Source organism: Acinetobacter lactucae (genome assembly GCF_001605885.1).
Classification (GTDB): Bacteria; Pseudomonadota; Gammaproteobacteria; order Pseudomonadales; family Moraxellaceae; genus Acinetobacter; species Acinetobacter lactucae.
The window spans coordinates 113,433-127,359 of record NZ_LRPE01000023.1; the positions used below are offsets into that span (position 1 = coordinate 113,433).

A 13,927-nucleotide genomic window follows, 5' to 3' on the forward strand; every position below is an offset into this window, starting at 1 on the left:
TATGAGCGTTATTTGTCTGTAGTCACTCATTTTAAGCTTACGATATGATCAAACTCTCAACAAGAGGAATCATCATTATGAAAGCTGTGGCATATCAAAAAGCGGGGCCTATTACATCATCAGAAGCACTCATGGATATTAAACTCGACACTCCCGTTGCAGAAGGCCATGATTTACTTGTTCGTGTTCAAGCTGTTTCAGTAAATCCGGTAGATACTAAAATTCGAAAGAATGTAAGCCCTGAGAATAATCAGTGGAAAACGCTTGGCTGGGACGCAGTAGGTATCGTTGAAGCGATTGGAGACAAAGTTACTCAATTTAAGATTGGCGATGTTGTTTGGTATGCAGGTGCTCTTAATCGCCAAGGCAGTAATAGTGAACTGCAGCTTGTTGATGAACGTATTGTGGGTCATAAACCAAAAACTTTAGAAGCAACCGAGGCGGCAGCTCTCCCTTTAACTGCAATCACAACGTGGGAAATGCTATTTGATCGCCTGCAAGTTCCAAAGAATGCGCCAGAAAACACAACAATATTAGTGATTGGTGGAGCTGGCGGTGTAGGTTCAATCACTATTCAGCTTCTTAAACAATTAACTAACTTAACGATTATTGCAACAGCTTCACGAGCAGAAACTCAAGAATGGGTTAAGCAACTTGGAGCAGATTATGTATTAGATCATAGTCAGTCTTTAGCAGCCCAAATCAAGCAATTAGATTTAACGGCACCTTTATATGTGTTCTCGACTACTCAAACAGACCGACATTTAACAGATATAGTAGAGTTGATTGCACCACAAGGCCGTTTCGGACTTATTGATGATCCAGAACAGTTAGATATTAAACCGTTTAAATCAAAGTCCGTATCAGTACATTGGGAATTTATGTTCACGCGTTCAATGTTTCAGACCGAGGATATGGCAAAACAAAGTGAACTATTAAATGAGGTCAGCAAGCTGGTTGATGAAGGAAAAATTAAGACGACCGTGACGGAGGTTTTAAGCCCGATTAATGCTGAAAATTTAAAACGAGTTCATCAACAAATTGAAAGTGGCACAACAAAAGGGAAAATTGTCTTACAAGGTTTTTAAGCAAAATTGATAATATTCCCAAATAAAAAGGCAAGTATAGAACTTGCCTTTTTATTAATAGTGAGGAGGTTTATTCGTTAATGGATCAAAAGGTGCAATACCTTCTGATAAATCCGAAGATTCCACACGTTGATAAAGAAATTGCATTTGTTTTTTCAAATCAGCTATTTCCTGAGTCTGAATAGCGAGTTGTTGATTTAATTGTTCAACTAAATCATCCAAAAATGTAATTCGCACTTGCAAATCTTCAATGGGTGCGGAAAATGACGCTTGATCATCATGATATGGTGGTTTAGTCATTTAAATCCTCATTTGAGATTCTGGAAAACATTATGGCCTATATTACCCTAAGGGATGTCCAACTTGCTTTTGGCGGACCTGCCCTGCTCGATGGCGCGAACTTTAATCTAGAACGTGGCGAACGAGTCTGTTTAATTGGTCGTAATGGTGAAGGTAAGTCTACTTTACTTAAACTGATCGAGGGAAGCCTATTACCAGATTCTGGTGAAGTTTCCATTCAAAATGGTTTAACAGTTTCCATGTTAGCCCAAGACGTTCCAATGGATTCTGGCAAAGTTGCTGACATTGTGGCTGATGGTGCAGGAGAAGCTGCCGAAGTACTCAGAGCTTATCATGAAGCAACTGATGCTTGTATGCTGGGAGATATGGAAGCGTGTGACCGTATGGGGAACCTACAGCATAAGCTCGACCAACTCGACGGCTGGGCACTCGAAAATAAGGTCAATGCCCTGTTAAGTAAAATGGGACTCGATCCAAATGCGGATTTGGCAGATCTTTCAGGTGGACGTAAACGCCGTGTTTTACTTGCCCGCGCTCTTTTGACACAACCGGACGTATTACTTCTAGACGAACCGACGAACCATCTAGATGTTGAAAGTATTGAATGGTTAGAAAAATTTCTACTCGATCAAAATAATTTAACACTTCTATTTATTTCGCATGACCGTTCTTTTGTAGATAGCATTGCAACTCGAATTGTTGAACTTGACCGTGGCATCCTACGTGGCTACGAAGGCAACTATTCACGTTATTTAGAGCTTAAAGCTCAGCAAATGGAGGCAGAAGAGAAACAAAATGCCTTATTTGATAAAAAGTTAGCTGAAGAAGAGGCTTGGATTCGCCAAGGGATTAAAGCTCGTCGTACGCGTAATGAAGGTCGTGTTCGTGCCTTAAAAGCTTTACGTGAAGAATCGAAAGCTCGCCGTTCACAACAAGGCAAAGTGAGCATGGCGACTCAAGAAGCAAATCGCTCTGGTAAATTAGTATTTGATATTGAGCACTTAAGCGTATCTTATGGTGACAAACCGCTTATCAAAGATTTCTCTACCCTTGTTATGCGTGGTGACCGTATTGGCCTAGTAGGTGATAACGGTGTCGGTAAAACTACCTTAATTAAAGCCATTTTAGGTGAAATCGAGCACGGTGGCTCTGTTAAGACAGGTACACAGTTAGAAGTTGCTTATTTTGATCAATTACGTAATGCCTTAGACCTTGAAAAAACAGTGATGGCAAACGTTTCAGAAGGTTCTGACTTTGTTGACGTGAATGGTAACCGTCGTCATATCTACAGCTATTTACAAGATTTCTTGTTCTCACCTGAACGTGCACGCACACCAGTAAAAGCTCTTTCTGGTGGTGAGCGTAACCGTATCTTACTTGCTAAATTACTGCTTAAACCATCGAACCTGATTGTGATGGACGAACCAACCAATGACTTGGATATGGTGACTCTTGAGCTTCTTGAAGAGATGCTTTCTGAATATAAAGGCACTTTATTGCTCATTTCGCATGACCGTGCGTTTATGGACAACGTCGTAACATCAACTTGGGTCTTTGATGGTAAAGGCAATATTGCAGAGTACATTGGTGGCTACCAAGACTATTTACAGCAACGTCCAGATGATAAAGTCGTAGACCAAAAGTCTGACGTTAAAAAAGCTCAGGCAAAAGCCGAAGCTGAAAAAGCAGCAGCACAAAGTAACGTTAAAAAGGTCAAACTGAGTTATAAAGACCAACGTGAGCTAGAGCAACTTCCTGCCGAAATCGAGAAACTGGAAATTGAACAAGCAGAGCTTTCTGACAAGCTTGCAGATGGTTCATGGTTTGTGAGTAATGCCGATGAAGCAACTAAAGCAAGTCAACGCCTTGCAGAAATTGAAGAGGTATTACTTGAAAAATTAGAGCGTTGGGATGAACTTGAGCAAATGAGTAAAGGAAATTAATTTGTGTTCTTTCCTACAATTTAAATAACAAAAAAGCCTCCTTAAATTAAGGGGGCTTTTTTAAGAATATCTATAAATTTGAAAGCTAAAAATCTATAAAAAACACGTGATGAGTGATTAAATTTGGTTAGGCTTAATCGTTTAAGATATCGCTCTGTTTGAATATAAGACTTATAAAAATAATTATGTTATATCTACCCATATAATAATATTCGAGTAATTTTTCATGCTAGATCTTTCTCAAATTTTAGCATTCGGATTAATCTGCTTGGCGATGGTGCTTACCCCTGGCCCAAACATGATTTACCTTATTTCTCGTTCAATTTGCCAAGGAAAAACGGCGGGATTTATTTCACTTGCTGGTGTCGGCGTTGGCTTCGTATTTTATATGCTTTGCGCTTCTTTCGGGATCACAGCGCTTATTATCGCAGTCCCTTATGCTTATGACACTATACGCATTGCTGGAGCCATTTATTTACTCTGGCTTGCATGGAAAGCTTTACGCCCTAATGCATCCCCTATTTTTGATGTAAAGCAATTATCAGTAGACTCTCCAGCTAAACTATTTTTAATGGGTTTTGCTACAAATCTACTTAATCCTAAAATTGCGATTATGTATTTATCTTTACTGCCACAGTTTATTCACCCACACCAAGGCAGTATTTTATGGCAATCCATTCAGCTCGGTACTATTCAAATTTTTGTCAGCGTTTCGGTAAATGCGCTGATTGTGCTTTCTGCGGGTAGCATTGCACTTTTTCTTCAACAGAAGCCTCTTTGGGCAAATATACAACGTTGGCTCATGGGAACAGTACTAGCTGGACTTGCTGTTCGCATTCTTTTAGAAAATCGTCGATAACCGCGCTTTACTTCTTCATCTTAACCACTCAATTCAACAGTGTATTACGACGATAAATTCAGTTCGTGATACACTTTTGCCAGTTTTAATTTTGAATTCTTTATATCGCTATGAGCCAAAAGCAGACTTATACGCCCGGTGAATTTCAATGGTCCTTTTTATTGCCTAAATATTGGGGTATTTGGATTGCCATTGTTTTTTTAATGCTTTTGGCTATTTTGCCGTGGGCAATTCAATGGCGTCTGGCTCATGGCTTAGCAAATCTTGCTTGGAAATATTTAAAATCTCGCCGAAAAACGACTATTCGTAATTTAGAAGTCTGCTTTCCCGACTGGTCAGCCGAAAAAGTACAGCAACAAGCTAAGCAAGTTTTTGTGGATATGATGCTTGGTATTTTTGAGACATTAAACGCATGGTACAAACCTTACTGGTTTAAAAACCGTGTCACCATTGAAGGCTTAGAACACATTACCAATGCTCAAGCTCAGGGAAAAGGCGTTTTATTATTGGGAACTCATAGTACGCTTCTTGATGCAGGGGGTTATGTGTGCGCTCAATATTTCGAGCCAGATGTCGTTTATCGACCTCAAAATAACCCTTTGCTCGATATGCTGATTTATCGTTGCCGTGGCACCATTTATAAAGCACAAATCGACCATGATGATATGCGTGGTTTAATTCGCCACCTTAAAGATGGTGATGCAATTTGGTATAGCCCCGATCAAGACTTCGGACTCAAGCAAGGCGTGATGGCACCATTCTTTGGCGTGCCTGCCGCTACAGTAACTGCTCACCGTCGCTTATTAAAAATTTCAAAAGCAGTCGCTGTGCCTTTATATTTTTACCGTCATGGGGATATTAAGAACCCCAAATATCATGTTCTGATTGAACCTGCGGTCGACAATATGCCAAGTGATGATGAAGTTGATGATGCAACACGCGTCAATAAAATTATCGAAAATCAACTTCGAATCGCACCAACTCAATATATGTGGTTCCACCGTCGCTTTAAAACACGTCCTGAGGGATATGAGGAAATTTATTAAGATAAGGCTGTAATAATTTTAGATTAGTAATAAGCACAGTCTCGATTTATAGTGATATTCAAATAATTTCGAATAGGCAGACCTTACTTTTTAGGGATAAAAAGTAAGCAAAAATCCTTTGTTCCGCTGATGTTAGATCCTTGTAACACAGCGCAACAGCAACCTCCATGTCGCTATCACGATAGTAAACTCTGGATAATGATTTAGTTTGAGATGATGTATCTGTAGATGATCCATCTTTTATGAACGTATAAGGCAAAAAACAATGAAAGTGATGCAACTTCTCCCAGAACTCAATAGCGGTGGCGTAGAACGCGGCACACTAGAAATTGCACGTGCACTGGTTGCACAAGGCCATCAATCGTTAGTTGTTTCAAATGGCGGACGACTAGTGTCCCAGCTCGAAGCTGAAGGCTCCACTCATTTAACACTACCAATTCATAAAAAATCACTTTCAAGCTTGTGGCAAATCCGTCCTTTACGCCAGCTTATTGAACAACATCAACCCGATATTGTTCATGTGCGCTCTCGTGTCCCTGCTTGGCTTACTCATTTTGCCTTAAGAAAAATACCAGCGAACAAACGCCCGCATCTCATTAGCACGGTACATGGCTTTTATTCAGTCAATCGTTATAGTGCGATTATGACGCAGGCCGAAAAAGTGATCGCTGTTTCAGACAGCGTGGTTAAATACATTACTGACCATTATAAAAACTGCCCTCCCCAAGATATTGTTCGCATTTATCGAGGAATTGATCCAACCGCGTTTCCACATAATTATCAGCCATCAGCACAATGGTTTAATCAAGTTTTTAATGACTTTCCTGAACTCGAAAATAAGTTTTTACTTTGCTTACCCGGCCGTATTACACGTTTAAAAGGACATGAAAGTTTAATTGAACTAATGCAAAAACTAGGTGAACAATATCCTCAGCTACATGCTGTAGTTGTTGGTGGTGCCGATGCAAAAAAACAGGCCTATCTAAGCGAGTTGCAGAGTACCATTCAAACCAAAGGACTCGCAGATAAAATTACCTTCGTAGGCCATCGCTCAGATATTCGCGAATGGCTGGCTTTTAGCGATATTGTGCTCTCTCTATCCAATCAGGCAGAAACATTCGGTAGAACAGCATTAGAAGCCCTTTCAGTGGGTACACCAGTAATTGGCTGGAACCGTGGCGGTGTTGCTGAGATTTTATCGAACGTATATCCGCAAGGTCTGGTTGAAGCAGAAAATGAAAAAGCTCTAGTGGCGACTGTAAAAAGTCATATTGAACAACCTCAAATCGTTGCTCCTGTCACGATGTTTAGCTTAAAAGATATGTGTGATCAAACACTAGAACTCTACCAACGCGTTTTGAAATAGTCCAATAAAAAACCCGCGATTTTCGCGGGTTCTTTTTCGACTAAAAACTTCTCTCTTATTTAAGAGATGCTTCATAAGCAGCAGCTTTTTCAGAGTCGTATTGTTTTTCCCATTTACTGATTACAAGTACAGCAAGCGCGTTACCTACAACGTTCAACGCAGTACGAGCCATATCCATAATACGGTCAACACCAGCAATAAATGCCAAGCCTTCTACAGGAATACCCACACTACCTAATGTCGCTAATAACACAACAAATGATACGCCAGGAACACCCGCAATACCTTTAGAAGTAATCATTAATGTTACAACCAAAATAACTTGTTGGCTGATTGACATTTCAATACCGTAAAGCTGTGCAATAAAGATTGCTGCAATACTTTGGTAAAGCGTAGAACCATCAAGGTTAAATGAATAACCAGTTGGAATTACAAAGCTGGAAATTGCTTTTGGCGCACCGTAAGCTTCCATTTTTTGCATAATACGCGGTAAAACTGTTTCCGAGCTTGCAGTTGAAAATGCCAAAATCAATTCATCTTTCAAAATCTTGAACAAGATAAAAATGTTGATTCCAAACATTTTTGCAGTCAGACCAAGTACAACGAACGCAAAGAAGAAGATGGCAGCATAAACAAGTACAACCAACTTGCCTAATGGAATAAGTGAAGCGAAACCGAAGTTTGCAACAGTTACTGCAATCAGACCAAATACACCCACTGGTGCATACTTCATGATGATATGCGTTACACGGAACATTGTTTCAGAAACAGCATGAAACACATTCAACAACGGGTCTTTAGTGGTTGCTGGTAATGACGACAGTCCAATACCAAACAGCACAGCAAAGAAAATCACAGGTAACATTTCGCCATGCGCCATTGAACTAATAATGTTCGTTGGAATGAGCGATAATATTGTTTGAATTAAACCATGTGACTGAGACTGAACTTCTTCAGTTGTATGTTTATATTGAGAAATATCTGTTTGAACCAGCTGAGACATATCAATGCCTGAACCTGGATGGAAGATATTTGCTGCAAACAAACCAACCAAAATAGCAATCGTCGTAATAATTTCAAAATAGAGAATGGTTTTAAAACCAAGTCGCCCTAAACTTTTGGTACTGCCTACACCTGCAATACCTAAAATCAAGGTAGAGAAAACGATTGGAATAACAATCATTTTAATCAGGCTAATAAAGATCTTACCCAATGGGTTAAGAACGTTATTCACAATACTGTCTCTGATTTCAGGCTGATTATGTAAAACAGCCCCGACAACTATCCCTAGGATTAAAGCAATTAAAATTTGCCAAGCAAGGCTAAATTTAAAATTCTTCATAAGACAATCCTTATGCACCGCAAAGTATCAAATATGAGAGGGAGAAGACCACTAACTAAGAGTGAAACCTCAATATGTGCACTAATTCCCAAACAGAAATTTAAATGCACAAACAAATCACAACCCGCCGATCCGGCGAAGTAAAAAACAATGCCTGTTGACGATCCAACATGTCAACGATCGGCACATTCTATTGAGATTTATTAATTAAACAAGTCCAATTTATCTTTAAATAGATCAAAGCCTAGATTTATTCATCTATAATCTATAAAAACAAAAACTTAACGAAAAAAAATTTTGTATCTTCTTTCATGGAAAATTATGTAGATTTATATAAAAAAGCATGGGTATTTACCCATTATTAGATAGATTTAAAAATTAAGATTATCTTAAAAATATTTGTTTTATTTACACAGAATTAAATTAGGTATATAAAAAATATCAACCCGAGTTCTGCGTCCTGCAAAACTCGGGTAAATGAGGTTGTGCTTTCAGGTTAATAATTATTTTTATCGATTCCGTTCCAACATCTGATCCGTGATGCTATTCCATATCAGCTTAGTGTATCCTTACTTGGGATTATCCATTCCCGGTTCCGTGTGCCGATGAATGTAGAATAAGGTTTTTATAACCATCTGCCTATTCGCCCTAGACTCAAATCTTTGTACGATATTGCTTACATCAATTTTTATATTCTTTTTTATTTATAAGGTTGAGCAATTCTATCAGTCACTATTTTCTCTTCGGCTTCAGCCTTGGCAATTCCTTCTTGGATAGCATTTTGTGCCTCTTCTTCATCATTTTGAGTTTGTTCTAGCTCCTCATGCAGGTTTTCAAATATTCGACCAGTCTGTAAAACAACATAGACAGGGAAATGATCAGATCCGATATGCGACAAACGCTGCATTTTAACTAAACCAAAATCAGTACTATGAAAAATATGATCTAAAGACCAACGCAGCAAAGGATAATCCGCATGAAAAGTATTAATGAAATGCCGCCCAACTCGCGGGTCAAGTAATCCACTAATCCGCTGGAATAAGCGCGTAGTACGGGACCATGCTACATCGTTTAAATCCCCCATCACAATACAGCTTTCATCTAGATCTTTAATTTGATCGCCAACAATTAAAAGTTCTGCATCACGTAAAGTCGAGTCTTTCGCCTCAGTTGGACTAGGAGGCTTCGGATGTAAACAATAGAGTTGAACTGGCATACCAGAACGTAAAGTCACAGTGGTATGAATAGAGGGAATTTCATCACTTAAAATAAATTTAACTTCAGTATTTGATAAAGGTAGACGGCTATATAAATGCATGCCGTAGAGATTATCTAAAGGCACAGGAACACGATAAGGATAGTCGCCTTCAATCTCTTTTAAAGCATTTTCCCAAGTCTTATCACTTTCTAGTGTAAGTAATAAATCAGGTTTTAGCGTACGTATATGTTCAAGAAGTAAATGATATTTATCATTAGGAGTAAGAACATTCGATACGATTAATGAAATCTGCTTTTGTGGTTCTAATTGAGAACTTCTTACCTGTTTAACCTGTTTTTTCCAAAACAAGGTATAGGGCAAAATCATTTTAAGCTGATAAGCAATCGCGGCAATGAGCAAAGCCAACACTATTTCACGCCAGAGATCCCATTCGGTAGGCCAAAACAGCATTCCTATAAAGGCTAATAGACCAATGAATAGAATCTGCAAACGAGGAAAATCGGCACCACGAAACCACCACTCATCACGAGGAATAAGTGACCAGAAACTCAACCAAATCACCAGACCAGCTAGAACTTCGATATAAATCATTGAATTTTCTCTTTTAAGATGATTTGTTTTTTAAAGTTTTTGTCATCTTTATCAATTTTGTATGTAACATAAACAAGATATTCTACTCAATAAAGATGGTGTTTTGTTTCTGTAACGCTTGCAGTTGTGGACACTTTTGATACACTCAACTCCCCCTAACAATTTTAACGCACCGAGGCAAAATGACATGAAAGTAGGTCTGGTCGGTTGGCGCGGGATGGTCGGTTCCGTCCTTATGCAACGTATGGTTGAAGAGAATGATTTTGCTCATATTGAGCCATTTTATTTCTCTACCAGTAATGCAGGTGGTGAAGCTCCTTCATTTGGTGGTAAGACTGCCCCAGCACTTATGGAAGCTACAGACATTAATAGTCTGAAGCAAATGGATGTCATTATTACCTGTCAAGGTGGTGACTATACGTCTGAAGTTTTCCCACAGTTAAAAGCGACTGGTTGGGATGGCTACTGGATTGATGCAGCCTCTACTTTACGTATGTCAGATGATGCGATCATCGTTCTTGATCCAGTAAACCTTAACGTGATTAAAGACGGCTTGGTTAACGGCACCAAAACTTTCGTAGGTGGTAACTGTACAGTATCGCTTATGTTGATGGGTGTAGGTTCACTTTTCCAAAATAATTTGGTGGAGTGGATGACTGCTATGACTTATCAAGCAGCATCAGGCGCTGGCGCACAAAACATGCGTGAGCTCATTACTGGTATGGGCTACTTATATAACAATACCAAAACATTGTTAGATGATCCTAAATCTGCAATTTTGGATATTGATCGTCAAGTTGCTGAGTTACAACGTGGTGAAGGTTTCCCATCTGCTAACTTTGGTGTGCCATTAGCGGGTTCATTGATTCCTTACATTGATAAGCAACTTGAAAACGGTCAATCAAAAGAAGAGTGGAAGGGTCAAGTTGAAACCAACAAGATCTTAGGTAACTCACAAATTGTTCCTATTGACGGCCACTGTGTCCGTATTGGCGCAATGCGTTGCCACTCTCAAGCACTTACAATCAAGTTGAAAAAAGATGTACCGCTTGATGAAATTGAAGACATGATTCGTACTTCAAACCAATGGGCGAAAGTTGTACCAAATACTCGTGAAGCGTCTATGACTGACCTTACACCTGTTGCTGTAACTGGAACTTTAACTGTGCCTGTAGGTCGTCTACGTAAACTCAACATGGGTAAAGAATATCTAGGTGCATTTACAGTGGGTGACCAGTTACTTTGGGGTGCTGCTGAGCCTTTACGTCGTATGTTACGTATTTTAGTTGAATATAAAAGCTCATAATTTGATTTGAATTATTCAGTCAAAATAAAAAGCCGATCACATTAGATCGGCTTTTTCGTAACTGGTTTGTGAAAATTTTACAATTTATTTACATTTCATTATTGTATAATTTTGAGCGACTTTACGACTTATTAGGTCATGGATTGAGATGACTGTTTATAACAAATTAAAAATTGCCATTTTCACCATTATGTCTTCGCCTTCTCTTTATGCGATTACATTAGACCCTATACAAATTCAGTCCGCACCCGGCGATTTGTTATATGCTGAAATGAATTTCCAACAAGCTGATCCCAACGCTACCCTACAAGTCAGTTTGGCAACTCCTGAAGATTTAAACGCGTTAGGAGTGACTCATCAGCCGCCCGGAAATCTTAATTTTTATACACGCCAAAACGGCCAAGGCTCAGGGGTTATTGTTATTACCTCATCTCGCCCTCTGATTGATCCTGAACTGAATATTGTAGTAAAAATTAGTGAAGGTTCTGCCACCCGTTTACAGCATATTAAAACCGTAATTAAACCTTCTTCTATAAAAAAGATTGAAAATAACGAAAGTACTTTATCACCTCAGTTTATTGTCAATGAAAAAGATATTGCTCTAAATCTGCCAGAAAGTACCCGTTATGTATCAGCAAATTCGACTCCAGCGACAACTGACTCGAATGGTGAACATAGCCTTAATATTAGCTCTGGAACTACTCCAGCGATAAACATAAACTCATCCAATACATCTAGCGAAAGCTCTTCTAGTCAGGTTGCTCAACAAGTTGCAGCAAGTACTACTTCTGATCAGATAACAGCAGAAAATCAAATTAAACCAACCAACGCCAAAACAGCCACAAACAATTCACCAAAAACTCCAGTCAACAAACTAACAGCGCAAAAGAAATCTAAGCCTCAAAAGACGTTTAACCAAAATCCTGCCAAGAAACAGACCCTAAGTCCCTATAAAGGCCCAGCAACATCAGGTAAATATGTAGTACAGCGCAACGAGTCTTTATGGAGCATTGCTAATCGTATCGCAGCAAAAACTAAACAACCTGTTGCGAAAGTCATGCATGATATTCAAGCTCAGAACAGACATGCTTTTATTCAGGGTGATGTAAATCGTTTACGTCAAGGAATTGCGCTTAACCTAGCCCACTCTCCTGCTACTAAACCTCAGCAAAACAAGTCAAAAGTAGACACAGCACATTCTGAAAAATCAACTTCTAGCAAGGCAAAATACCGTTTACAGCAAGCTGAAATGAGTATTGTGGCTGAAAGCAATCAAAATTCTACGCATGGAAGTGCTAAGAAGAGCACACAACAAAGTCAAAACAATACTGAGTTAGCAGTAAAAGTTATGACAACACGAGAAAAAACCGTTACATTACAAAGGAATGTAACCAAACTAAATCAAACTTTACGTTTAAAAGACCAACGTATTCAACTTTTGAATGCACGTTTGGCAGAGTTACAACAGCAGTTACAAGCACAGCAACAGACTCATAAGCAAAAGCATTAAGTTAAAACCAGAGTCAGCTCGCTTTATATTGCAAATATTTATTTTTTAAGGGGAAAGTAATGTTATATGTGATTCCATTTATCATATTGCTCGTGGTCGCTGTCATTTTAAAAAAACGCGAAAATAGCCAGAAGCAAGAGGCGAATTCCCCTAAAACAATAAATAGAAAAACCAATAAAAAAACGAACGCTAAATCAAGTAAAAACTCGCGTGAAAAAACTAAAGTCAATGTGGTTGAAAAATCTATCCCTTCTACTCCACAAAGCAGTCCTGTTCCAGACGCTGTTCGTCAGAAGATTCAGCTACTTATTCAAGAAAGACAATTCTCAGCCGCTGAAGCTCAAGTCAATCAGGCACTCAAAAAAGATAATACACAACATGAACTTTATTTATTGCTACTAGAGATTCATATTGCACAAAAAGATGAGTTTGCAATAACTCAACTGATTGGCCATATTCGTAGCTTGGCGCTCAATGAAATAGCCATTCAAGCAGAAGCCAGACAAAAAGAATATGAGTCATCAAGACAACCAGATGCGATCGATTTTCCTCAAGCTCAAACATACCCAGAACCAAAAAACACATCTGATGCAACAGCTCAGTTTGACCAGTTAACAACAAGTACTTCTGAAACTTCTTTCGATAACTTGCAGCAAGACTATACCCCTGTAAAACAAGAACCTGCTGTTGAAGTTGAACCTTTAGAGTTTAACTTTTCATTTGAGCAAACCACGTTCACAGAAAGTACCAGCCAACCGACACAGAAATCAGAGTTATCTTCATCTCAACAAACAAATGATTTGGCTGACTTAGATTTTTCTTTTGATTTAGCACCACTGCATGAACCTGAGGAAAAAGCCCAAGTAGTAGAAACATCAGCAGAGCAAGAGAACAATAGCAATACTTTGGATTTTAATCTTGAATTAAACTCTCCAAATCCTGAGACAAAATCTCATGAGCAGATCTCATCATTAGGTGAGCTTAAATTGGTAGAACAAGCTCCATTAGAAGCGAATTCAATAACACCTCTTGAGTTTTCGCTAGATGAGCCTACTTTTGTTACCCCACCAGAGATTGAAACTCAAAATCATATAAATTTAGTACGCGAAGAAACGACTCAACATCAAATCCAAGATCCTCTTTTAGAAGCTTTTCCAGAATTAAAACAGTTAGATGAAAGTGAACTTGATCTAAAATTGGCTGAGCAATACATCAAGTTAGGTGCTTACCCTGCAGCTCAAGCTTTATTGGCAAGCAATGAGCAAAAATTCAACACAGAACAACAACAACGCGCGAAAAACTTACTTAATCGCATAGCTTCTTAAAGCTGATCGTTTTACCATAAGCAGTCAGAGAT

Annotated in this window: 11 protein-coding genes; 8 read left to right on the top strand and 3 right to left on the bottom strand. The window is 38.8% G+C overall.

Translation table 11 applies throughout. The features are described from left to right. Positions 1 to 77 precede the first annotated feature (77 nt). The gene (locus AWW73_RS10170) at positions 78 to 1,088 is read left to right on the top strand and encodes a zinc-binding alcohol dehydrogenase family protein (protein ID WP_062849570.1); all 1,011 of its coding nucleotides are present in this window, start codon (positions 78 to 80) and stop codon (positions 1,086 to 1,088) included. Positions 1,089 to 1,142: 54 nt separating this feature from the next. On the opposite strand, the gene AWW73_RS10175 is transcribed toward AWW73_RS10170, so the two are convergent. Further along, the gene (locus tag AWW73_RS10175; protein WP_002115104.1) at positions 1,143 to 1,388 is read right to left on the bottom strand and encodes a SlyX family protein; all 246 of its coding nucleotides are present in this window, start codon (positions 1,386 to 1,388) and stop codon (positions 1,143 to 1,145) included. Positions 1,389 to 1,420: 32 nt separating this feature from the next. Between AWW73_RS10175 and AWW73_RS10180 the strand changes: the two genes are divergently transcribed. From AWW73_RS10180 to AWW73_RS10195, 4 genes are all read left to right on the top strand, one after another. Continuing rightward, positions 1,421 to 3,331, top strand: coding sequence for an ATP-binding cassette domain-containing protein (locus tag AWW73_RS10180; RefSeq protein ID WP_062849571.1), 1,911 nt, complete (start codon positions 1,421 to 1,423; stop codon positions 3,329 to 3,331). Between the two features lie 226 nt (positions 3,332 to 3,557). Beyond that, the gene (locus tag AWW73_RS10185; RefSeq protein WP_031947278.1) at positions 3,558 to 4,190 is read left to right on the top strand and encodes a LysE family translocator; all 633 of its coding nucleotides are present in this window, start codon (positions 3,558 to 3,560) and stop codon (positions 4,188 to 4,190) included. A 110-nt stretch (positions 4,191 to 4,300) separates the two neighbouring features. After that, positions 4,301 to 5,236 (top strand): LpxL/LpxP family Kdo(2)-lipid IV(A) lauroyl/palmitoleoyl acyltransferase, encoded by a 936-nt coding sequence (gene lpxL / locus AWW73_RS10190; protein WP_062849572.1) that lies wholly within the window; start codon positions 4,301 to 4,303, stop codon positions 5,234 to 5,236. 265 nt (positions 5,237 to 5,501) lie between these two features. Beyond that, entirely contained in the window at positions 5,502 to 6,602 is a 1,101-nt protein-coding gene (locus tag AWW73_RS10195; RefSeq protein ID WP_062849573.1) for a glycosyltransferase family 4 protein, read from the top strand. A gap of 55 nt (positions 6,603 to 6,657) precedes the next feature. Here AWW73_RS10195 and gltP read toward each other — a convergent pair whose 3' ends face one another. Together gltP and AWW73_RS10205 are read right to left on the bottom strand one after the other, a co-directional pair. After that, entirely contained in the window at positions 6,658 to 7,944 is a 1,287-nt protein-coding gene (gltP, locus tag AWW73_RS10200) for a glutamate/aspartate:proton symporter GltP (RefSeq protein ID WP_016144248.1), read from the bottom strand. A 700-nt stretch (positions 7,945 to 8,644) separates the two neighbouring features. Continuing rightward, on the bottom strand, positions 8,645 to 9,754 hold the full coding sequence (locus tag AWW73_RS10205; RefSeq protein ID WP_062849574.1) for an endonuclease/exonuclease/phosphatase family protein: 1,110 nt from the start codon (positions 9,752 to 9,754) through the stop codon (positions 8,645 to 8,647). A 187-nt stretch (positions 9,755 to 9,941) separates the two neighbouring features. Between AWW73_RS10205 and asd the strand changes: the two genes are divergently transcribed. The 3 genes from asd to AWW73_RS10220 all read left to right on the top strand — a co-directional run bounded on the left by asd (position 9,942) and on the right by AWW73_RS10220 (position 13,895). After that, complete coding sequence (gene asd, locus AWW73_RS10210; protein ID WP_016142294.1) at positions 9,942 to 11,060, top strand: aspartate-semialdehyde dehydrogenase; 1,119 nt, start codon at positions 9,942 to 9,944, stop codon at positions 11,058 to 11,060. 148 nt (positions 11,061 to 11,208) lie between these two features. Beyond that, a complete protein-coding gene (locus tag AWW73_RS10215) occupies positions 11,209 to 12,570 on the top strand; it encodes a type IV pilus assembly protein FimV (protein WP_062849575.1) in 1,362 nt (453 codons plus the stop codon). 59 nt (positions 12,571 to 12,629) lie between these two features. After that, positions 12,630 to 13,895: a hypothetical protein gene (locus AWW73_RS10220; RefSeq protein WP_062849576.1), complete on the top strand. Its 1,266-nt coding sequence runs from the start codon at positions 12,630 to 12,632 to the stop codon at positions 13,893 to 13,895. The last annotated feature ends 32 nt before the right edge of the window (positions 13,896 to 13,927 follow it).